The organism is Gammaproteobacteria bacterium (genome assembly GCA_030680605.1).
In the GTDB taxonomy this organism is placed as follows: domain Bacteria; phylum Pseudomonadota; class Gammaproteobacteria; order SURF-13; family SURF-13; genus JAQBXX01.
In genome coordinates this window covers 72,518-93,148 of the sequence record JAUXUQ010000012.1, presented here as the reverse complement: position 1 = coordinate 93,148, position 20,631 = coordinate 72,518, and the positions used below count along the sequence as shown (strand labels likewise).

At 58.7% G+C, this 20,631-nt stretch carries 19 protein-coding genes, 1 tRNA gene and 1 pseudogene; 12 read left to right on the top strand and 9 right to left on the bottom strand.

The window, feature by feature from the left end; translation table 11 throughout:
* A partial coding sequence (locus Q8L89_06690) for a type II toxin-antitoxin system prevent-host-death family antitoxin (protein ID MDP1708734.1) occupies window positions 1-137 on the bottom strand: 137 nt, incomplete at its 3' end.
* A gap of 165 nt (window positions 138-302) precedes the next feature.
* On the opposite strand from Q8L89_06690, the gene msrB reads away from it, so the two are divergent.
* The 3 genes from msrB to Q8L89_06675 all read left to right on the top strand — a co-directional run bounded on the left by msrB (window position 303) and on the right by Q8L89_06675 (window position 3,226).
* Window positions 303-791 (top strand): peptide-methionine (R)-S-oxide reductase MsrB, encoded by a 489-nt coding sequence (gene msrB / locus Q8L89_06685; protein ID MDP1708733.1) that lies wholly within the window; start codon window positions 303-305, stop codon window positions 789-791.
* 117 nt (window positions 792-908) lie between these two features.
* On the top strand, window positions 909-1,451 hold the full coding sequence (gene msrA / locus Q8L89_06680; GenBank protein MDP1708732.1) for a peptide-methionine (S)-S-oxide reductase MsrA: 543 nt from the start codon (window positions 909-911) through the stop codon (window positions 1,449-1,451).
* 377 nt (window positions 1,452-1,828) lie between these two features.
* Complete coding sequence (locus tag Q8L89_06675) at window positions 1,829-3,226, top strand: glycosyltransferase (GenBank protein MDP1708731.1); 1,398 nt, start codon at window positions 1,829-1,831, stop codon at window positions 3,224-3,226.
* Between the two features lie 44 nt (window positions 3,227-3,270).
* Here Q8L89_06675 and Q8L89_06670 read toward each other — a convergent pair.
* Window positions 3,271-3,347: transfer RNA gene (locus Q8L89_06670), tRNA-Arg, on the bottom strand.
* A 438-nt stretch (window positions 3,348-3,785) separates the two neighbouring features.
* Between Q8L89_06670 and groES the strand changes: the two genes are divergently transcribed.
* The 9 genes and pseudogenes from groES (at window position 3,786) to Q8L89_06625 (ending at window position 13,196) form a co-directional block, all read left to right on the top strand.
* Complete coding sequence (groES, locus tag Q8L89_06665) at window positions 3,786-4,070, top strand: co-chaperone GroES (GenBank protein MDP1708730.1); 285 nt, start codon at window positions 3,786-3,788, stop codon at window positions 4,068-4,070.
* 49 nt (window positions 4,071-4,119) lie between these two features.
* Window positions 4,120-5,748, top strand: a complete 1,629-nt coding sequence (gene groL, locus Q8L89_06660; GenBank protein MDP1708729.1) for a chaperonin GroEL — start codon at window positions 4,120-4,122, stop codon at window positions 5,746-5,748.
* A gap of 83 nt (window positions 5,749-5,831) precedes the next feature.
* Window positions 5,832-8,768, top strand: coding sequence for a bifunctional [glutamate--ammonia ligase]-adenylyl-L-tyrosine phosphorylase/[glutamate--ammonia-ligase] adenylyltransferase (glnE, locus tag Q8L89_06655; GenBank protein MDP1708728.1), 2,937 nt, complete (start codon window positions 5,832-5,834; stop codon window positions 8,766-8,768).
* Between the two features lie 34 nt (window positions 8,769-8,802).
* A complete protein-coding gene (locus tag Q8L89_06650) occupies window positions 8,803-9,729 on the top strand; it encodes a branched-chain amino acid transaminase (protein ID MDP1708727.1) in 927 nt (308 codons plus the stop codon).
* A gap of 9 nt (window positions 9,730-9,738) precedes the next feature.
* The gene (locus Q8L89_06645; protein ID MDP1708726.1) at window positions 9,739-9,957 is read left to right on the top strand and encodes a zinc-finger domain-containing protein; all 219 of its coding nucleotides are present in this window, start codon (window positions 9,739-9,741) and stop codon (window positions 9,955-9,957) included.
* Between the two features lie 9 nt (window positions 9,958-9,966).
* Entirely contained in the window at window positions 9,967-10,887 is a 921-nt protein-coding gene (locus Q8L89_06640; protein MDP1708725.1) for an ELM1/GtrOC1 family putative glycosyltransferase, read from the top strand.
* The gene (locus tag Q8L89_06635) at window positions 10,869-11,990 is read left to right on the top strand and encodes a glycosyltransferase family 4 protein (GenBank protein ID MDP1708724.1); all 1,122 of its coding nucleotides are present in this window, start codon (window positions 10,869-10,871) and stop codon (window positions 11,988-11,990) included. The genes Q8L89_06640 and Q8L89_06635 overlap by 19 nt, the downstream gene beginning before the upstream one ends.
* Before the next feature lie 154 nt (window positions 11,991-12,144).
* A complete protein-coding gene (locus Q8L89_06630) occupies window positions 12,145-12,879 on the top strand; it encodes a hypothetical protein (protein MDP1708723.1) in 735 nt (244 codons plus the stop codon).
* Window positions 12,880-12,962: 83 nt separating this feature from the next.
* Window positions 12,963-13,196: pseudogene (locus Q8L89_06625) on the top strand (transposase).
* Between the two features lie 131 nt (window positions 13,197-13,327).
* On the opposite strand, the gene Q8L89_06620 reads toward Q8L89_06625, so the two are convergent.
* The 7 genes from Q8L89_06620 to lpxL form a co-directional block, all read right to left on the bottom strand.
* On the bottom strand, window positions 13,328-13,720 hold the full coding sequence (locus tag Q8L89_06620; GenBank protein ID MDP1708722.1) for a YrbL family protein: 393 nt from the start codon (window positions 13,718-13,720) through the stop codon (window positions 13,328-13,330).
* The gene (locus Q8L89_06615; GenBank protein ID MDP1708721.1) at window positions 13,717-14,262 is read right to left on the bottom strand and encodes a hypothetical protein; all 546 of its coding nucleotides are present in this window, start codon (window positions 14,260-14,262) and stop codon (window positions 13,717-13,719) included. Before Q8L89_06615 ends, Q8L89_06620 begins: the two co-directional genes overlap by 4 nt.
* Before the next feature lie 154 nt (window positions 14,263-14,416).
* The gene (locus Q8L89_06610; protein MDP1708720.1) at window positions 14,417-15,487 is read right to left on the bottom strand and encodes a glycosyltransferase family 10; all 1,071 of its coding nucleotides are present in this window, start codon (window positions 15,485-15,487) and stop codon (window positions 14,417-14,419) included.
* A 343-nt stretch (window positions 15,488-15,830) separates the two neighbouring features.
* Complete coding sequence (locus tag Q8L89_06605) at window positions 15,831-16,784, bottom strand: GDP-L-fucose synthase (GenBank protein MDP1708719.1); 954 nt, start codon at window positions 16,782-16,784, stop codon at window positions 15,831-15,833.
* The gene (gene gmd, locus Q8L89_06600; protein MDP1708718.1) at window positions 16,777-17,883 is read right to left on the bottom strand and encodes a GDP-mannose 4,6-dehydratase; all 1,107 of its coding nucleotides are present in this window, start codon (window positions 17,881-17,883) and stop codon (window positions 16,777-16,779) included. The genes Q8L89_06605 and gmd overlap by 8 nt, the downstream gene beginning before the upstream one ends.
* On the bottom strand, window positions 17,883-19,286 hold the full coding sequence (locus Q8L89_06595; GenBank protein ID MDP1708717.1) for a mannose-1-phosphate guanylyltransferase/mannose-6-phosphate isomerase: 1,404 nt from the start codon (window positions 19,284-19,286) through the stop codon (window positions 17,883-17,885). Before Q8L89_06595 ends, gmd begins: the two co-directional genes overlap by 1 nt.
* 196 nt (window positions 19,287-19,482) lie before the next feature.
* The gene (lpxL, locus tag Q8L89_06590) at window positions 19,483-20,382 is read right to left on the bottom strand and encodes an LpxL/LpxP family Kdo(2)-lipid IV(A) lauroyl/palmitoleoyl acyltransferase (protein ID MDP1708716.1); all 900 of its coding nucleotides are present in this window, start codon (window positions 20,380-20,382) and stop codon (window positions 19,483-19,485) included.
* Window positions 20,383-20,631: the final 249 nt, after the last annotated feature.

Below are 20,631 nucleotides of genomic sequence, written 5' to 3'. Positions count from 1 at the left end.
CGTGCGCCCAGACTGGGCACCAAATCCGCAATGGCTACGCCGCGATTGGTGATGGTAAAGCTTTTGCCGGTTTTTACCTGCCGCAGCAATTCAGGGAGCCTTGTTTTCGCCTCATATGAGCCAATTTCGATCTTCATGGCTTACTCCTGCAATATGAGCATACTGTAGACCAGTCTACTTAAAATCAATGAATTCCATAGCCAAAGGGATGGTATAGAATTGTGATAACTGCGCGATAAAGAGTTGATACTCCGGTCATACACTGTGCGCACTGGTGGAAACAAGCGAGCGGAGAGAGCGCCATGAACAGACGTCAATTTATTGAAACCTGCCTGGGGCTTGCGACCTTGCCCCTGATCTCATCCAGGGCCTTTAGCGGGGATACGGCCATGCCAGCAACCATCGAGAAGATTGTGAAAACCGACGCCGAGTGGAAGGCGCTGCTCACCCCTGCGCAATACAATATTTTGCGTGACGAAGGCACAGAACCGCCTTTCTCCAGCACGCTGAATGATGAAAAACGTGCAGGCCAGTATGTCTGCGCCGGTTGCTCCCTGCCGTTGTTTACGTCCGATATGAAATTCGACAGCGGTACCGGTTGGCCGAGTTTTTATGCGACGCTGCCCGGCGGCGTTGAAACCAAGACCGACTTCAAATGGATATACCCGCGCAAGGAGTATCACTGCGCGCGTTGCGGCGGTCACCAGGGCCATGTCTTCAACGACGGCCCAAAGCCGACCGGCGAGCGCTGGTGCAACAACGGGCTGGCGTTGAAGTTTATCCCCGCGTAGCTAGCCAAGACCTATAGAGGGCATCTGCTCATGTTACGTAAATTACTAATCGCGCTGATTGTCGGTATTGCCTTGCCCGGCGCTGCCTTGGCAGAGCAGGATGCGGCTGGCACGGCCATGCCCGCTACTCACTACGAGACCGCCGTGTTTGCCGGGGGCTGTTTCTGGTGCGTGGAGTCGGACTTTGACAAGGTGCCCGGTGTGGTGGAAACCATCTCCGGTTATACCGGCGGACACACGTTAAATCCGACCTATGAAGAGGTGTCCGGCGGCGGCACCGGCCACACAGAAGCGGTGCAGGTAGTCTACGATCCGGCCAAGGTCAGCTACAAGGCGCTGACGGACGGGTTCTGGCACACCATCGACCCGACTACCGCAGACCGTCAATTCTGTGACCGGGGCAGCCAGTATCGCAGTGCCATTTTCTACAGCACCCCGGAGCAAAAGCAGATCGTGGAACAGTCAAAGCGGGAGGTCGAAAAGACCAAGTCGTTCAAAGAACCGATAGTGACCGAAATAACGCAGGCCACAACGTTTTATCCCGCAGAGGATTACCATCAGGGTTACTACAAGCGAAACCCGCTACGCTACAACTATTACCGCCTCAGCTGTGGCCGCGACCAACGTCTGGAGCAGCTCTGGGGCAGTAAAAGCTCATGAAGGCTGGCGGTACGCCCTGTGGACAACCAAATATGGCCAACCGCAGGGTAGAAGTATGTGCCGCCATATCCCGACCTGGGAGATGGCGGAGTCAGAGCAGTGCGTGAGCCTGTGCTGGGCGCGCGACGTGGTCTGATGCGGATTTTTAAGTAGAGGCGGAAACGGGCGAGTATCACCGCAGGCCTTAAGGGCAGCCGGCCGGGGTTAAACCCATTTTTTTGTTAGCGTGGGCACTTCCCTGATCTTGAAAGGTGCTACAATTGCCGTAGTTTACTGTCTTGCTGAAACCATACCACCTCTGACCTGACACTCCCCTTCCTTGGGAATATCTGCCCCTGTCTCGGGCGGTATTCTGGTTGTGGGCACCCGGAACCCCGATGAAAAAATCCTTTACTGCACACGTGCAGTACGTAGTAATTCTATGTCTGCTGTATACGGTTCCTGTCGCTGTTGTATATATGAGCAGCACCACTGAGTATGTGCCGAGCGAGGAGATGGACGGCATACGCTTGGCTATCATCCTCTTGCTCGCGCCGATTTTCGTCAAGTATGTCATCCAGCTATGTGCCGCGCCTTTCTACTCTTTGGTCGGGCGAATTCGTGAAGAAGCAATGGGAGTGGCTTCTGATCTGACGGTATCAGTCCTTATCCCCGCGTGGAACGAAGAGGTCGGGATATTGAAAACCGTGCAGTCAGTTCTGGATACGCAGTACAAAAATCTGGAAGTGATTGTGATCAATGATGGGTCAACCGATGCCACTGATGAGATCATGGCGGGTTTCGTGAGAGATTACGGGTTGCGCAATCATTCCGCAACGGTGGTGAAATATCTCAGCTTGCCAAATGGGGGCAAAGCTATAGCCTTAAATCAGGGTGTGATGATTGCCAAGGGTGAAATTATAGTAACGATCGACGCAGATTGCGTGATGGACAGGAAGGCGATAGCTAATATCGTCAAGCAGTTTACGGATAAGGATGTCGCTGCAGTGGCCGGAAATGTCATCATTGGTAACCGCTGTAAACATATTGAGGTAATGCAGCAGTTGGAGTATCTCTATGGGTTCTTCTTTAAACGAGCAGACTCCATATTCAACTCAGTATATATCGTCGGCGGTGCAGCAGCCGCCTACCGCAAGAATGTGCTGGTGGATCTCGGCGGTTTTGACCCCAGGATTATTACTGAAGATATTGAAATGTCCACGCGAATACTGGCTAGTGGCTATAAATCCCGCTATGCCGCTGATGCGGTTGTCTACACCGAAGGCCCTGCCAGCTGGCTGGGGTTATGTAACCAGCGGTTGCGATGGAAGTTCGGTCGCTTGTTAACCTTCATAAAACACAAGACACTATTTTTCAGTGCCGAAAAGCGGCACAACCCATACCTGACATTGTTATTGCTGCCTCTGGCAGTGTATGCGGAGTTGGCCTTACTCCTTGAACCACTGTTGTTGGCCATATTTTATGGCTATATGATTTATACCAACGACTATTTTCCACTCGTGCTTTTCATTACGTTCATAAGCCTGGTAATAGCTCTGCAGATAGCGTTTGATCCAATGTCACGATTTCATCGAAACCTTTTGATCCTGGCGCCAGTGGCATGGATTATTTTTTATATTATCGATATTGTTGAGTTCCAGGCTTTATGCCGAAGCTTGAAACGACTGTTCAAGCGCGAAGAGCTGAAGTGGCAGACATGGGTGCGCGTGGGGCTGCTGAATCACTCAAGCATCGAGCCGGTTGCCCAGTTGGAAGTGGCCGCAGAAAGCAGATAAGGTGCGCGGCTTCTATACTGCGTAAGTGAAAGCCATTTTGAAATTGGCGCGCCCTAGAGGATTCGAACCTCTGACCTTTGGGATCGGAACCCAACGCTCTATCCAACTGAGCTAAGGGCGCGTATTTAGATGTATCTATGTGCCATCCGTGGCGAGACTTCAGGCTCCTTTGTTAGCTCCTGCCCTGCCATCCATGGCCGGGCGTTCGGCAGCTTTGCTGCCTCACCCAACTGAGCTAAGGGCGTTAGATTTTCAATATTTCCGCCATCCATGGCGTCGTTACAGTTTATCAGTCAACACCTGCCACACCCTCCCTCCGGGAGCAGGGATGGGGGTGAGGGAGGGGCGACAGCATAGCCACTCTGCCACCCCCCGTCTATTCTATCAGCCGGATTTTGAGCCTCGATTGCCATCTACCCCTTGAACTATGGGCGAGACGCCATTATTATTAGCACTCACCTGTGGCGAGTGCTAATAATATCTCGCCAGACTTACCGGATGGCTGCCGGATCCCGGCAGCCATCCACTATTTTGTTTTTAGATCAAGGAGATAGATGAGATGAAGATTCGTCCGTTGCATGATCGTGTGGTTGTCAGCCGGCTGGAGGAAGATCGTACCACCGCTGGCGGTATCGTAATTCCCGACAATGCCGCCGAAAAGCCCAGCAAGGGCGAAGTCGTGGCAGTGGGCAAGGGCAAGGTGCTGGACAATGGCAACACCAGCCCGGTCGATGTCAAGGTGGGCGACAAGGTGCTGTTTGGCAAGTATTCCGGCACGGAAGTGAAAGTGGATGGCAAAGACCTCGTGGTGATGCGCGAGGACGACATTATGGCGGTCATCTAGTCAGACCAGCCCCAATCAACCGAACTAAAAAACACAGAGGATTCTAGCTATGCCAGCAAAAGACGTTAAATTTGGATACGATGCGCGCAGCCGCATGGCCAAGGGTGTAAACATCCTGGCCGATGCCGTAAAGGTCACCCTGGGCCCACGTGGCCGTAATGTGGTGCTGGATTCGGCCTATGGGGCCCCCACAGTGACCAAGGACGGCGTATCTGTCGCCAAGGGTATCGAGCTCAAGGACAAGTTTGAAAACATGGGCGCGCAGATGGTGAAGGAAGTCGCCTCGCGTACCTCCGACACCGCCGGTGACGGCACCACCACCGCGACTGTGCTCGCACAGTCGATTCTGGCCGAAGGCCTGAAGGCCGTCGCCTCCGGCATGAACCCGATGGATCTGAAACGCGGCATCGACAAGGCCGTGACGGCAGCCGTGGAAGAGCTGAAGAAGCTTTCCAAGCCGTGTACCGACGATAAGGCGATTGCCCAGGTCGGTTCCATTTCGGCCAATTCCGATCAGGTGATCGGTGACAAGATCGCCGAGGCGATGCGCAAGGTCGGCAAGGAAGGCGTCATCACAGTAGAAGAAGGCACCGGCCTCGAGATGGAGCTGGATGTGGTGGAAGGCATGCAGTTCGACCGCGGCTATCTTTCCCCGTACTTCGTCAACAATCAGCAGACCATGGCCTGTGACCTGGAAAACCCTTACATCCTGATCTGCGACAAGAAGATTTCCAACATCCGCGAGCTGATCCCGATACTGGAAGGCGTGGCCAAGGCCGGCCGTCCGCTGCTTATTATCTCCGAGGATGTGGAAGGTGAGGCGCTGGCGACCCTGGTGGTGAACAACCTGCGCGGCGTGGTGAAGTGCTGTGCGGTGAAGGCACCGGGCTTCGGCGAGCGTCGCAAGGCCATGCAGGATGACCTCTCCGTGCTGACTGCGGCCAAGATGGTGTCTGAAGATCTGGGCCTGTTGCTGGAAAAGGCTACCATCGAAGACCTCGGTAGCGCCAAGCGCGTGACTGTTTCCAAGGAATACACCACCATCATTGATGGCGCAGGCAAGACTGCCGACATTCAGTCGCGGGTGAAGATGATCCGTGCGCAGATCGACGAGGCGACCACCGACTACGACCGTGAAAAGTTGCAGGAACGCGTGGCGAAACTCGCCGGCGGCGTGGCCGTGATCAAGGTCGGTGCCGGTTCCGAAATCGAAATGAAGGAAAAGAAGGCGCGCGTGGAAGATGCACTGCATGCTACCCGCGCTGCGGTCGAGGAAGGCGTGGTGCCGGGCGGCGGTGTGGCCCTGGTGCGCGCGCGCAAGTCCATTGGCAAGCTCAAGGGCGACAATGAAGACCAGAACGTCGGTATCGCCATTGCGCTGCGCGCCATGGAAGAGCCGCTGCGCCAGATCGTGCAGAATGCCGGTGGCGAAGGCTCTGTGGTGTTGAACAAGGTGGCCGAAGGCACGGGCAACTTTGGTTACAACGCCGCCAACGGCGAATATGGCGACATGATCGCCCTGGGTATTCTCGATCCGACCAAGGTGACGCGTACCGCGCTGCAGAATGCGGCATCGGTTGCGGGTTTGATGATTACCACCGAAGCCATGGTCGCGGAACTGCCGAATGCAGCGCCAGACCCGAAGGATATGGTTGATCCTGGCGGCATGATGCACTAAACCCCGTCTGCTGTTGATTGCAGATTCTGGCCCCCTCTGTACGAGGGGGCTTTTTTTTGTGCGGGATTCGGTAAGATGGTCAGATGCGGACGTCTTCTGATGATCAGGTTCCGGTGGTGCTGCGCGAGGCCGCGCTGCAACGCTGGTCACAGTTTCAGGAGGCGGCACTGGCCGCAGGCACAACACCACCGACGCACCCGGAGCTGTTGGCAGTACTGCGTCGGGTGTGGGCATGCAGCGATTTCGTTGCGCAAAGCTGTATCCAGGAGCCGCACCTGCTGTCCGGGCTGCTGGCGAGCGGTGATCTGCTGCGCGAGTATTCCGTGCAGGAGTATGCGAGCAGACTGGAGGGCGTGCTCGCCGCAGTGGGCGACGAAGCAGCGCTGGATCAAGCCCTGCGCCGCTGCCGGCGACGCGAAATGGTACGCATTGCCTGGCGCGACATCGCGGGCTGGGCACCGCTGGCTGAAACCCTGCATGATCTCTCGGCACTGGCTGAGGCCTGCATTGATGCCGCGTTGCGGCGGTTGCACGCATGGCAGGCGCAGGACTACGGTACGCCACATGACACGACAGGTGCTGCGCAGGCGCTGGTGGTGATGGCGATGGGCAAGCTCGGTGGTGCGGAGCTGAATTTTTCCTCGGATATCGATCTCATCTTTGCCTATCCCGCTGATGGCGAGACGCGCGGCAAACGCCTCCGCATCAGTAATGAAGAATATTTTCTCCGCCTTGGCCAGCGTCTGATCGGTGCACTCGGTTCCGCCACTGCTCAGGGGTTTGTGTTCCGTGTCGATGTCAGGCTGCGCCCGTTCGGCGACAGCGGGCCGCTCAGTGCCAGTTTTGCCGCGCTGGAAGAGTATTACCAGGTGCACGGGCGTGAATGGGAGCGCTATGCCTGGATCAAGGCGCGCGTGGTGGGCGGTGATCGCACGGCAGGTGCGCAACTGCTGGATACGCTGCGCCCGTTTGTCTACCGGCGCTATCTTGATTTTGGCGTGTTCGAGTCGTTGCGCGACATGAAGCGCATGATCCGGGAGGAGACCGCGCGTAAAGGTGCCGAAGACAATATCAAGCTGGGGCCGGGCGGCATACGCGAGATTGAATTCATCGCGCAGGTGTTTCAGTTGATCCGCGGCGGACGCAACCCGGACCTGCAAATCCGTGGCACGCTCGCGGTACTGGAGCAACTGGCAGGGCACGGCTATTTACCGGAGCAGGTGGTGCGCGAATTGACGGTTTCATATGAATTTCTGCGCCGGACGGAGAACCGGCTGCAGGAGGTTGCCGACGAGCAGACGCACCGCCTGCCGGAAAGCGATTTCGAGCGCGCCCGGCTTGCCTTTGCCATGGGGTATGGTGACTGGGTGGCGTTCGAGCAGACGCTAAGGGCGCACCGGGTGCAGGTGCAGGGCCATTTTGAGCAGGTGTTTGCAGCGCCGCAGGCCACGGCCGAGCAGGCAGCCGATGCCGAGCTGGCGCGCCTCTGGCTCACGCCGCCGGATGAGGCTGAGGCAGAGCGCATATTAAATGCACATGGGTTTACGGATGCGGCAGAGGCCTGGCGCCGCATTACGGCGTTGCGCGACGTCTACGCCTGCCGCGCACTCAGCGCGCAGGGGCGTGGCCGTATGGATCGGCTGCTGCCGCTGGCCCTAGGTGCCATCGCAGCCCAGACGCAGCAGCCTGCCGCAGTCGAGGCAACGGTCACCTTGGCGCGCGTGCTGACCCTGGTCGAGGCCGTAACACGCCGCACGGCCTATCTGGCCCTGCTCACCGAGCATCCGCTCGCGCTTTCGCAGGTGGTGCAACTGTGCGCGGCCAGCCCGTGGATTGCGGCCCTGCTTGCACGCCAACCCCTGCTGCTGGACGAACTGCTCGACCCGCGTACGCTGTATGCGCCGCTGGCGCAGGCGTCACTCGCGCAGGACTTGCAGCGCAGCCTGCAGGCCACCGCCGCACATGATCTGGAGCAGCAAATGGATGCGCTGCGACACTTCCGCCAGGCGCAGATGTTGCGTGTGGCCGCGACCCAGATTATGCGCGCGCCGGACGCACTGGCCGTGTGCGCACACCTGTCCGATATTGCGGAAGCCGTTTTGCAGGCAGTGCTGGCGCTGGCGTGGCGGCAGCTCGGGGCAAAACATGGCATACCGCGTTACCGGGAAAACGGGCTGCTGAAGGACGCCGGGTTTGCGGTCGTGGCCTACGGCAAGCTGGGCGGGCGCGAGCTGAGCTATGCCTCAGACCTTGATCTCGTCTTCCTGCATGACAGCGGCGACGATGAGGCCCGCACTACAGGCCCGCAGCCGCTCGACAACGCCGTGTTTTTCGCGCGCCTCGGACAGCGCATCATCCATCTGCTCAATACGCGCACGCAGGCAGGGGTGTTGTACGAAGTGGATACGCGCCTGCGGCCCAGCGGCGCATCCGGTTTGCTGGTGGCGAGCCTGACGGCATTTGCGGATTACCAGCGGCAGCAAGCCTGGACCTGGGAGCATCAGGCCCTGGTGCGTGCGCGGGTGGTGGCACAGCATCCCGCCCAGGGCGGGGCCATTGCGGCTCATTTCTCGGCGGTGCGGGAGGAAGTTCTGGGCCGTGCACGCGCGCGCGCCGATCTGCGTACCGAGGTGACGGCCATGCGTGCGCGCATGCGTAGTGCGCATGCCAGCACTGAGGCGGGACGTTTCGACCTCAAGCAGGATGCCGGTGGTATCACCGATATCGAATTTATGGTTCAATATGCGGCCCTATTGCATGCGCATGAGGTGCCGGAATTGGTGCGCCGGACGCACATGGCCGACCTGCTCGCGTGCCTGGCAGTGGCCGGGAAAGTGACGGCGGCGCAGGCAGAGACACTCACGCAGGCGTGGCGCGCCTACATCGGCGCTGTGCATCGCCTGGCGCTGCAAGAGGCGCCCGCACAGGTGGCTGCAAAAGAATTTACCCGCCATCGCAAAGGCGTGATAAAAATCTGGCGCGCATGGTTTGAAGAAAGTGGTAGGTCGGATCAAGCGTAACGGATCCGACTGATTATTTATTGAAGGAGAACGCATGACAACGATGGACGACCGCGACGGCGTCATTTGGTTTGACGGCACCTTGGTGCCGTGGCGCGAGGCGAAAGTGCACGTGCTGACGCACACCCTGCACTATGGTATGGGTGTGTTTGAGGGTATCCGCGCCTATGAGGCGGTGCAGGGCACGGCGATCTTCCGGCTGGAGGCGCACGTCGACCGGTTGCTGCGCTCGGCGCACATTCTGGGCATGCCGATGCCCTATGACAAAAAAACGCTTTCCGACGCCTGCCGCGCGGCAGTGGGCGAAAATGGTCTCAAGTCTGCCTATATCCGGCCCATGTGTTTTTATGGTTCGGAGGGCATGGGTCTGCGCGCCGACAACCTCAAGGTGCATGCCATTGTTGCCGCCTGGTCGTGGGGCTCGTACCTCGGCGCCGAGGGCATGGAGAAGGGCATTCGCGTCAAGACCTCATCGTTCACGCGCCATCATGTCAATATCACCATGTGCAAGGCCAAGGCCAACGGCAATTACATGAACTCGATGATGGCGCTGCGCGAGGCGCTTTCCTGTGGTGTGGACGAGGCGTTGCTGCTGGACGTGGACGGCTACGTGGCCGAAGGCAGCGGCGAGAATATCTTCATCGTGCGCGACGGTGTGCTCTGCACACCCGATTTGACCTCCGCGCTGGACGGCATTACCCGCGATACCATTTTCAAGCTGGCTGCGGAACTCGGCATCGAGGTGCGCGAAAAGCGCATCACGCGCGACGAGGTGTATATTGCCGATGAAGCCTTTTTCACCGGCACGGCGGCGGAAGTCACACCGATCCGCGAGCTGGATGGGCGCAAGATCGGCAGCGGTACCCGTGGCCCCATCACCACGCGCCTGCAAGCGCTGTATTTTGACCAGGTGCACGGGCGGCGCAAGGAGCATCCCGAATGGCTGACGCCGGTGGCATGAATCAAGGAGATGAGCGTGTCCAAGCCCGTACCGCCCAATAGCCAAGCACAGCAGACTGAGTCCAATGCGCAGAACCTTTATCACGTGACGCGCGCCGATTTGCCGTTGCACTGCCCGATGGACAATATGAGCCTGTGGAACTCGCACCCGCGCGTGTATCTGGCCATCGAGGCCACCGGCAGGGCAAAGTGTCCGTATTGCGGCGCGGATTACGTGCTGAAGGATTAGTTTAGGGGGGTGGCCACGGCGAAACTTGTTGTATGGCGCATCAGCGACGGCAAGCGCGGCCATGACAATCAAAGCCTTGGTCTGGCGGAGGCCCTGGAAGAATGCGCCCCCGTTGCGACATACACCCTGCCGGCACTGCCTGCCTTGCGTGCCCTGGCGTACGGGCTGGCGGGGCGTTTCCTGCCCGCCAAGGGGCTGCCCGACCCCGATCTGCTGCTGGGCGCGGGGCACGCCACGCATCTGACCCTGCTCGCCGCCCGTCGCGCGCGCGGCGGGCGCGCAGTGGTGCTCATGAAACCCAGTCTGCCGCTCAGTCTCTTTGATCTGTGCATTATCCCGCAGCATGACGCGGTTGCGCCTTCCGGGCGGGTGTGGGTCACGCGCGGAGCGCTAAACCGCATCCGTCCTTCGGGCGAGAAGGATACGCGGTGCGGTCTGATTCTGCTGGGCGGCCCTTCGCAACACTATGGCTGGTCGGATGAATCCGTGCTGGAGCAGGTGCGCGCCATCGCCGAATGCGAGCGCGGGATATACTGGTGCATTGCGACCTCGCGCCGCACCCCCGACGCCACCCTGGACGGACTGCGCGAACTCACTTTGGATAATGTCGAGGTCATTGCCCAGCAAGATACAGGCGCCGAGTGGTTGCCGGAAAAGCTCGCGCACGCCTCGCAAGTGTGGGTCACGGAGGACAGCGCCTCCATGATTTACGAGGCCTTGAGTTCTGGCGCCGTGACGGGCGTGCTCGCCGTGCCCAGGCGCGCCGACAGCCGCGTCAGCCGGGGTGTACAGCATTTAATCGGACAGGGCCTGTTGACAAGTTTCGCCGAGTGGCGCACTGGCAAGGCGCTGCGCGCGCCGCCGCAACCCTTCAACGAAACGGCGCGCAGCGCGCGCTTTATACTGGAAACATGGTTCCCCGGCCGCTGACCGTGCTGCAGGTGCTGCCCGCCCTGGAGAGCGGCGGCGTCGAGCGCGGCACGCTGGAGGTGGCGCGTGAACTGGTGCGGCACGGCCACCGCTCGCTGGTCATTTCGGCGGGCGGCCGCATGGTTGCCGAGTTGGAGCGTGACGGCAGCGAGCACATTCAATGGGACATTGGCAGGAAATCGCTGTGGACGCTGCGCCTCATTCCTCGCTTACGCCGCTTCCTGCGCGAAAACCAGGTCGACATCCTGCATGCGCGCTCGCGCCTGCCGGCCTGGGTATGCTACCTGGCCTGGAAGGGCATGGCCCCGCAAACCCGCCCGCGCTTCGTCACCACCGTACACGGCCTCTATTCGGTGAACCGCTACAGCGCCATCATGACACGCGGCGAGCGCGTCATCGCCGTGTCCAACACCGTGCGGGATTACATCCTCACGAATTACCCGCTGACCGATCCGGCGCGCATCAAAGTCATTCATCGCGGCGTCGATCCGGCGGAGTTCCCGCACGGCTATCAGCCGTCGCCCGGGTGGCTGGCGCAGTGGCGCGCGCAGTATCCGCAGTTGCAGGGCAAGTACGTCATCACGCTGCCGGGGCGATTGACGCGCTGGAAGGGGCAGGAGGATTTCATTCGTGTTATCGCCGGCCTGAAGCAGCGAGGCCTGCCGGTGCACGGGCTGCTGGTGGGCGACGCGCACCCGCGCAAGCAGCATTACGCCGCTGAGCTGCGCGCCAAAGTTGCGGAGGCCGGGCTTTCGGCCGACATCACCTTCACCGGCCACCGCAGTGATCTCAAGGAGATCATGGCGGTATCAGACGTGGTGTTGTCGCTGTCCACCGATCCGGAGGCGTTCGGGCGCGTGTCCCTGGAGGCGCTCAGCCTCGGCGTGCCGGTCGCGGCCTACAATCACGGCGGTGTCGCCGAGCAGCTTGCCGCGGTATTCCCGGTGGGGCGCGTGCCGGTGGGCGACTACGCTGCGATGATGCAACGGCTCGCCGGGTGGCACGCGCAAGCGCCCAGCGTTCCCGGACAGCACCCGTTTACCCTGGCGCACATGCTTGAATCGACCCTGGATGTCTACCGGAAACTGGCTGCAGCGGGGTGACGCAATAAACCATGCGGTCTGCCCGACACGAGTCAGTCTGTGTGCATGCCTCGTGTCCGGCTCAAGGTGGCGCGTGCGGCACCTCTGTGCAGGAAAAGCGCCTAGACTCCAGCACATGGAAGAAATCGCAGCTTCGTGGTAGCATCTCCAGCACATGAAACAGATCATTTGCCTGAAGTGGGGCGACAAATACCCAGCCGACTACGTCAACAAACTGTATGGCATGGTTTCCAGGAATCTCTCGGGAGATTTCCGTTTCGTCTGTCTGACGGACGACAGGCATGGTATCCGTCCGGAGGTTGAAATAAAAGCAATGCCCGCGTTCGACCTGCCCGAATCCTTGCGCCGTCATCCGTTTCGGCGAATGTTCATTTTTCAGGAGCGACTGGAAGATATTAAAGGTGACGTCCTCCATCTCGATCTTGATCTGGTGGTGACTGGGTCACTTGATGGATTCTTTGACTATAAACCTGACTTAAACTTTGTAGTTGCCGAGAACTGGACCCAGCCGGGGCAGGGCATTGGGAATATGTCCGTGTTCCGTTTCCGCGTTGGCGCACTGACTAAGGTATGGGAGAGGTTTCGACCTGACCCTATGGAGATGATGCGTTTATACCGTAACAGTCAAACCTTTGTCTGCCGCACTTTGGGGCAGGTTGAGTTCTTTCCCTCTGAGTGGTGCATTAGCTTCAAGCACTCGATTGTGCCGCGTTGGCCGTTGAACTTCGTTCAGACCCCACGCCTGCCCGAAAATGCTCGCATTGTTGTCTTTACCGGCAAGCCCGATCCGCATGAGGCGGTTGTGGGAGTATGGCCGGCCAAGTGGTACAAGAGGCTCTACAAACATATCCGGCCAGCGGTCTGGATCAACGACTACTGGCGCGAGTAAATCGCCTGTTTTCATCCAACTGGCCACAGTTGAACAGCGGCGATCCGGATCTGATAATCTCTCTCTGTAATGCGGCCAGTAACGAGAGCTTTAATGGCAAGCTGAGAGATGATCTATTGAATGGTGAGATATTCTATACCCTGAAGGAGGCACAGACCGTGATCGAGAACTGGCGTGTTCATTACAACACGATACGACCGCATAGCTCACTCGGCTATCGCCCACCTGCACCACAAACCTTATTGTCTAAGCCAGTATCACCCCGATTTGTCATGCAACGCCAGAAGGACTACAACGAAATTTCAACTGAAAACTAACTGTACCTCTCGACTCGTTGCTAGGGGCAGTCAGTAGTGTTAAATATCGAAAATCTGAAAAAAATTGAATTTACGACTATGCTTACAACCCCTCAGCCCATTTTGTTTCCTATACCAGCCCCACACTATGTTTATGTTCGCAACCGCTGGCGCAACTCAGGACTAACATCAGTTCGTTGGTATTCGGCGTCGCGGATCAGTTCGATCACCAGGCCACGGCCGCGATCAGTCTCCACCCAGCCAAAGCAACGAGGCAGGTGCCGCCAGATGGCGGGGTCGTTGTCTGATTCGAGGGTTTTGAGCGTGCGGTAGTCGCGGAAGCTATCATCGAAATCATGAACCGACTTGCGCCAGCGTCTCCACCACGGCGACTGACGATGCAGTATTTCGGGCGCCCGCTCAACGCGGGCGACCTTTACGCAGCGGTCGGGGTGGTAAGGATGAACGAAGCAATCCCGGCTCCCGCCGCGGGCAAAAGGTTCAAGGCCCGCAAGTATCAGGCGCTCGACAGGGTTGACATTCATGGCGCAAGCCCGGCAGAACACCACACACCACAAGCAAGCCACAGGGGTCTGCCATTGAATTTGTGGATGACGCCCATTGTTCCCTGCTCTCGGATCAGGACAATTCCCAGTTGCCCGGAGGGTTCCTTGCCTACCAGCGCGTTGATCACTTCAATCTGATTCATGGAGGGGTGATCGTGGCGGGTTTTTTCCAGGTAGCCCACCAGTTCAGGGTTGGCCTCAAAGGCGATTGCCCTCGTGTTGTCCGGGTACGTGGGGGAGAAAATGCACTCCCCATAGTTTGTGCCGATATCCAATGCCAGGTCTGGCTGGACTGCGGCTATGAAGTCGTTCCAGAACCTGCGGTTGATCGAGTACCTGTTTCTGACCGCGTCAAAAATCAATTTCTTTCTGGCGCGTTCATCATGGGGGTTGATGTGGAATCTGCCGGCGGCATGCGGAATGCTGACGACCTCGGGATTCAATGTCCCGTACCTCATCAATATTCGCGGCGCATATCGCGCTCCACGAAACCATTTTTCCAGTGATTTTCCGATGTTCATTTGGATTGCTGTCGCCGTGTTAGGTTTTAATGGCGGGGTCGCCTGTGGACGCGCCGAGCATAAAGCTATCTGTCGAATGTCATCCAGGGAAATTCGTCGGGCTGGGTACGTGGCCAGACGCCTGTGTGGCCGCAAAGTGGCTGCGGAGGATGTGTCATTGTCCGCGCCCGGCTGAATGCAGCAGCCTGACACGCGCCTTTTCAAACAGGTGCCTCAGCCCTGCGAGCGGATGTCTGGTTATCAGGGCGCGGCGGGACATCAGGATAAAAGGTTCCTTGCGGGCGCCCGCCGCCGCATGATGCGCGCCCACAACATTTGCCAACACCGAAAAAATATTGTAATCCTCCAGAACCCTGCGGCGCGCTTCCACGATGTCCGGAAGCCGCTTCTGGTATTCATTGTCCGCAATGGCGCGCGCAATGATATTGCGGGTTTTCTCAATATCGCCGATATCGATACGGATGAAACTCCGGGGCGGGAAGTACTGTTCCGCATTGGGGCAGCCGTAATAAAACGGCAATGTGAATCCCAGAAACGCATCCGACAACTTCTCGGTACAGTGGTGGGCGCCGACGTAATTCTCAATGGCGATGTGGTAACGGTAGTCATCCAGCGCCTCCGCCTTGTCATCCATGTCACGCACGCCATGGCCGTAGATATCCAGTTCGGGGAGCAGCGCTTTCAGTGCCAGGGTGAATTCATAGCGTCTGTTGTGCAAGGTGTGCTTCTGCCGTTTGCTGGAGCAGACGGTAGAGAGGGTTTTTGATTTGGATGGCGGTTGCGCGCTTGCCAAGTGGTCATATGAAATCTCATGTCCGCGGCCCACACCATAAAACCAGCGTAAGGCCGGCTGTGAGTATATCCGGTTGGGGTGCGGCAGCGCCCAGGGTTCCTGGCTGGTCAGCACATGGCCAAACTGCGCGGTATAGGCGCTGCCGTAGGATTTGATGGAAGAAGGTTCGGTGGTGACAAGGAGGGTGTTTTCCCGAGCGCAGGACAGCGGCTCCACTCGGACGGAGAAGCGCTCGCCTTTCGTTGACGGAAGATCATCATAGACTACCAGCCAGTCATAGTCCCGCTCATCTTTGTCAAAGATGAATTCGCAGTTGCCCCATAGGGCGCCATGTCCCGGCAGTTGCCTGCGCCAGATCCGTTCGCCGGTCTTGCTTAGGAATTTGACGCGAATGGCCCGTGACGTGACCGGCTCTCTGCTGATGTCGTTCATTGGTTATGTGGGCCTGGGCGCAACGCATGTGCAACGTTCGTGTCTGACCGGAACAAGGAGGGATGCGCACAGGGATTTTTCACATGATCTGGCAGTGCGCCGACATTGTCAACAGCCTCCCGGCGCGGTCGGATGCGCGTTTGGGGTTGGCGTAGCGTGCCGGGAAGCGCATACGATGTCGCGAGGCGCCGGCTGCTTGCCCCACTCAGGCGGTGTACGCGTCACGCTCACCGGCCAGCTGGGTATTGAAGCGGCGATGCACCCACAGGTACTGGGCGCCTTGAGTATCTGCGCCTCGATGAACTGGTGGATTTTGGAGAGGGTGGAGGCCATTTGGATATTGTCATCGCGAGGCGCCTGTGGTCAGGAAGTCCTGGTAGCTGAGCCGGATGCCTTCCCGAAGCGGGGTGCGCGGGCGCCAGCCGAGTTGGTTGATGCGGCCGGTGTCGAGCAGCTTGCGCGGGGTGCCGTCGGGCTTGGTTGCATCGAAAACAATCGCGCTCGTCAATCCGATGACCTGCATGACGGTCTCCGCAAGTTCACGGATGCTGAGGTCATCGCCGCAGCCGATGTTGATGAGTGAGGGCAGCGCGGCCTTCCCCGCCCTGAACTGGTGTTCCATCAGGAGCACGCAGGCATCGGCCAAGTCCTCCACGAACAGGAACTCGCGTTTGGGTGTGCCACTGCCCCAGACCACGATCTCTGGGTCGTCGCGCAGCTTGGTTTCGTGCGCCTTGCGGATCAGCGCGGGTAGCACATGACTGGTTTCGAGGTCGTAGTTATCGTTCGGGCCGTACAGGTTGGCCGGCATCACGCTGATGTAATCACGCCCGTACTGGTGCCGGTAGGCCTCGCATAGTTTGATGCCGGTGATCTTGGCAAGCGCGTAGGGCTCGTTGGTGTACTCGAGCGGGCCGGTGAGCAGGTATTCCTCACGCATCGGCTGCGGGCAGTCGCGCGGGTAGACGCAGCTGCTGCCGAGGAACATCAGATGCTGGACGTCGGCAAGATGTGCGCCATGGATCAGGTTGGTCTCAATCACCATGTTCTGGTAGATGAACTCGGCGCGATAGGTGTTGTTGGCGTGGATGCCGCCGACGCGGGCGGCGGCGATGAAAATGTAGTCTGGCTGCTCGGCCTGCAAAAACGCGTGGACTGCGTGCTGGTCGAGGAGGTCGAGTTTGTCGCGGGTGCGGGTGGTCAGGTTGTCGTAGCCGGCCGCGCGCAGGCGCCGCTCGATCGCACTGCCGACCATGCCACGGTGGCCGGCGACGTAAATCTTTGCGTCTTTATTCATGGCAGTCGTAAGCGGCGTAGCCATGCTTCTTGACAAGTTCGTCGCGCTCGGCGCTTTTCAGGTCTTCGCGAACCATTTCTGTCACCAGTTGATCGAAGGTGATCTTGGGCGACCAGCCCAGCTTCTCCTTGGCCTTGGTCGGGTCGCCGAGCAGGGTTTCTACTTCGGCGGGGCGGAAGTAGCGCGGATCGACACGGACGATGGATTTAACCCCCTCTCCCCGCAGGGGAGAGGGGGTAAGGTAACCGATCTCGTCCACGCCAGATCCCTCCCAGCGGATGTGTATGCCGAGTTCTTCAGCGGCGGCGTTGACGAAGTCGCGCACGCTGTATTGCACGCCGGTGGCGATGACGAAATCCTCGGGTTGTTCCTGCTGCAGCATGAGCCACATGGCTTCAACATAGTCCCGGGCATGGCCCCAGTCGCGTTTGGCGTCGAGGTTGCCGAGATAGAGACAATCTTGCAGACCAAGCGTGATCCTTGCCAAGGCGCGCGTGATCTTGCGTGTGACAAATGTTTCGCCACGGGTGGGTGATTCGTGGTTGAACAAAATGCCGTTGCAGGCGTACATGCTGTAGGCCTCGCGGTAGTTCACCGTGATCCAGTAGGCATACAGCTTGGCGGCTGCGTAAGGCGAACGCGGATAGAAGGGCGTGGTTTCGCGCTGTGGAATTTCCTGAACCTTGCCGAATAATTCCGAAGTTGAGGCCTGGTAATAACGGGTTTTCTTTTCCAGCCCAAGAATGCGTATGGCCTCGAGCAGACGCAGTGCGCCGAGCGCGTCGGAGTCGGCCGTATATTCAGGCTCCTCAAAAGAAACCGCCACATGGCTCTGTGCGGCGAGATTGTATATTTCATCGGGCTGTACCTGCTGCACGATGCGTATCAAGCTACTGGAGTCGGTCATGTCGCCATAATGCAGGGCCAAGCGGCGGTCTTTGACGTGCGGGTCCTGATAGAGATGGTCTATGCGGTCGGTATTAAACAAAGAGGTTCTGCGCTTGATGCCATGCACCTCGTAGCCCTTGCCCAGCAAGAACTCGGCAAGATAGGCGCCATCCTGGCCGGTGATGCCTGTGATCAATGCTTTTCTGGTCATTATTGATGGTGCCGGTTGTAGTTATCTTCAAAACGCATGATGTCATCCTCTCCAAGATAGGTGCCGGATTGAATCTCGATGATCTCAAGCGGGATAGAACCTGGATTCTCAAGCCGATGCTTTTCGCCGATAGGGATGTACGTGGATTGATTTTCAGTCAAGGTATACTCTTCGTCGCCGCAAGTAACCTTCGCAGTGCCTTTCACCACCACCCAATGCTCGGCACGATGCTGGTGCATTTGCAGCGAGATCGCCGCGCCGGGATTGATGGCGAGCCGCTTGACTTGAAACCGCTCTCCACGGTCAATAGCCTCAAAACATCCCCAAGGGCGGTGCACGCGGCGATGCTGTTGATATTCGCTGCGTTCCTCTGCTTTCAGGCGGTTGACGATTTCACGCACGTTCTGGGCGTGATCTTTATGCGCCACGAGAACGGCATCGGATGTTTCGATGACGATGATATCTTCCAGGCCCACGGCGGCCAGAAACCGATGCTGTGCGATAAGCAGCGCGTTCTGCGTGGCGTGCATATAAACATCGCCTTGCGTGACATTCCCCTCGGCATCTTGTTCGGAAACGTCCCACAACGCTGACCATGCGCCAATGTCCGACCAACCCGCATTCAGTGGCACAACAGCGGCGCATTCGGTCTTTTCCATCACTGCGTAATCAATCGAATCACTGGGGCAGGAGACAAAAGCCTGTTTGTTGATGCGGTAAAAATCTCCGTCCTTGACTCCCTGCTCAAAAGCGCTGCGGCATGCGTTTAACATATCGGGCCGGTAGCGCGCCAACTCATCCAGCCAGAGCGAGGCACGCATCAGAAACATGCCACTGTTCCACAGATAGTCGCCGGATGCCAGATAGGTTTGTGCGGTTTCCACATCCGGCTTCTCAACAAACGCCGCGACATCAGTACCTTCCCCTTTTTTAATATAACCGTAGCCGGTTTCGGGAGCGGCTGGGGCCACGCCAAAGGTGACCAAGTGTCCGTTTTTGGCAAGCCCCGCGGCATCCGTCACGGCGTGCTGAAATGCCTCTGTGTGTCGTATGACATGGTCTGCGGGCATGACCAGCATCAAGGCATCGGCATCATGCATGGTTAATGCAAGAGCCGCCAAGGTCAGCGCGGGCGCGGTGTTGTGCCCCACCGGTTCAAGAATAATATCCAGGGGCTCTTTGCCCAGTTGTCGCACTTGCTCCGCCACGAGAAAACGATGCTCTTCGTTGCAGACGAGTAAGGGGGGGGCGATATTGGGTAGCCCATCAAGTCGTGTGATGGTTTGTTGTAGCAGGGTGCCTTCCCCCACCAGGCAAAGCAGTTGTTTGGGATAATGCTCGCGCGACAAGGGCCACAATCGGCTGCCTGCACCGCCAGATAGGATAACGGGGTGGATGGTCATATCAAGGACTGAGCATCAGTAAGGGCAGATCTTTGCATTATACTTCACAATGCCTTCACCGAATGGGTCAGCCGAGTAAGGTGGGCGGCTTGTCTGCCCGCGTGGATGCGGGTATGGTGTAACCGCGCGGGCAGACAAAAACACGCGTATATGGGGATGTGTCATTGCCCACGCTTGACACCGATTGCTTGTCCGCTCAGGTGGTGTACACATCACGCACCCCCTCTGGGCGCGTTTTGAATCGCCGGTGCACCCACAGGTACTGCTCCGGCGCCTTGCGTATCTGTGCCTCGATGAGCTGGTTGATGCGCAGGGTATCGGCCTCGACGTCTTCGCTGGGGAACCCGGCCAATGCCGGCAGCAGCGTGAGCGCATAACCCTGCGTGCCGGGCAGGCGGTGCTGGAAGAACGGCACCACCGCTGCTCCGCTCATGCGCGCCAGCCGTGAGGTGGCAGTGGTGGTCGAGGCGGGCACGCCGAAGAACGGCACGAACACCGTGTTCTTGCTGCTGTAATTCTGGTCCGGCGCATACCATACCGGCAGCCCCATTTTTAAACTGTTGAGCAGGGCGCGCACGTCGCCGCGCGGGATGGCATATTCACAGTGCCGTTCGCGCGCGCGCCGCATCACGGCCTCGAACAACGGATTTTTGTGTTCGCGGTACATGGCGTGGAACAGCACCTGCATGACCAGCAAGCGGGCGCCGATCTCCAGCGTGGTGAAATGGCCGGAGAGCAGAATCACGCCCCTGCCCATTTTCCCGGCCTGCTCCAGATGCTCCAGGCCCTCGATGTGCGCCAGCCGGCGCAACTTTTTGTCCGGCGTCCACCAGCTCATGGCCGTTTCCACGGCGCTCATGCCGAGCGAAGCAAAATGGCGGCGCAGCAAGGTTGCGCGTTCGGGTTCACTGAGTTCCGGAAAGCACAAGCGCAGGTTGACCGCGGCAATATGCCTGCGCGGCGGCGAGGCGTAATACATCATGCGGCCGAGCATGTTCCCGGTCGCAAGCTGCGCGCGATAGGGCAGCTGCGCGATGAGCCACATTATTCCCAGCAGCAGCCACGTAGGCCAGAAACGCGGGGCGAGGAAGCGTATGCAGAGGAGAGAGGGTTGGGCAGTGCGCTGAACTTCCACGGGATGGATTTTAACGCGCGCAGCGTCCCCAGCACAATCCAAATCCAGGCAGCCCTGACTCCCTGCCGTTGCGGGGCCCTGTGGTATTATGGGGCGCATGATAATGCATAGCCATTCCTTTGGCCGGACACGCCTGTTGGGGGCCGACGATGCCCTGTTGTACCGTTACCGGCAGGGAAAGGCTATGCGCATTTCGTCCGAGGCGCCGGT

Excerpts from the sequence above, each read along its gene's own strand:
- msrB (MDP1708733.1), top strand. The coding sequence starts at position 303 with ATGAACAGACGTCAATTTATTGAAACCTGCCTGGGGCTTGCGACCTTG.
- msrA (MDP1708732.1), top strand. The coding sequence starts at position 909 with ATGCCCGCTACTCACTACGAGACCGCCGTGTTTGCCGGGGGCTGTTTC.
- Q8L89_06675 (MDP1708731.1), top strand. The coding sequence starts at position 1,829 with ATGAAAAAATCCTTTACTGCACACGTGCAGTACGTAGTAATTCTATGT.
- groES (MDP1708730.1), top strand. The coding sequence starts at position 3,786 with ATGAAGATTCGTCCGTTGCATGATCGTGTGGTTGTCAGCCGGCTGGAG.
- groL (MDP1708729.1), top strand. The coding sequence starts at position 4,120 with ATGCCAGCAAAAGACGTTAAATTTGGATACGATGCGCGCAGCCGCATG.
- glnE (MDP1708728.1), top strand. The coding sequence starts at position 5,832 with ATGCGGACGTCTTCTGATGATCAGGTTCCGGTGGTGCTGCGCGAGGCC.
- Q8L89_06650 (MDP1708727.1), top strand. The coding sequence starts at position 8,803 with ATGACAACGATGGACGACCGCGACGGCGTCATTTGGTTTGACGGCACC.
- Q8L89_06645 (MDP1708726.1), top strand. The coding sequence starts at position 9,739 with ATGAGCGTGTCCAAGCCCGTACCGCCCAATAGCCAAGCACAGCAGACT.
- Q8L89_06635 (MDP1708724.1), top strand. The coding sequence starts at position 10,869 with ATGGTTCCCCGGCCGCTGACCGTGCTGCAGGTGCTGCCCGCCCTGGAG.
- Q8L89_06630 (MDP1708723.1), top strand. The coding sequence starts at position 12,145 with ATGAAACAGATCATTTGCCTGAAGTGGGGCGACAAATACCCAGCCGAC.
- Q8L89_06620 (MDP1708722.1), bottom strand. The coding sequence starts at position 13,720 with ATGAATGTCAACCCTGTCGAGCGCCTGATACTTGCGGGCCTTGAACCT.
- Q8L89_06615 (MDP1708721.1), bottom strand. The coding sequence starts at position 14,262 with ATGAACATCGGAAAATCACTGGAAAAATGGTTTCGTGGAGCGCGATAT.
- Q8L89_06610 (MDP1708720.1), bottom strand. The coding sequence starts at position 15,487 with ATGAACGACATCAGCAGAGAGCCGGTCACGTCACGGGCCATTCGCGTC.
- Q8L89_06605 (MDP1708719.1), bottom strand. The coding sequence starts at position 16,784 with ATGAATAAAGACGCAAAGATTTACGTCGCCGGCCACCGTGGCATGGTC.
- gmd (MDP1708718.1), bottom strand. The coding sequence starts at position 17,883 with ATGACCAGAAAAGCATTGATCACAGGCATCACCGGCCAGGATGGCGCC.
- Q8L89_06595 (MDP1708717.1), bottom strand. The coding sequence starts at position 19,286 with ATGACCATCCACCCCGTTATCCTATCTGGCGGTGCAGGCAGCCGATTG.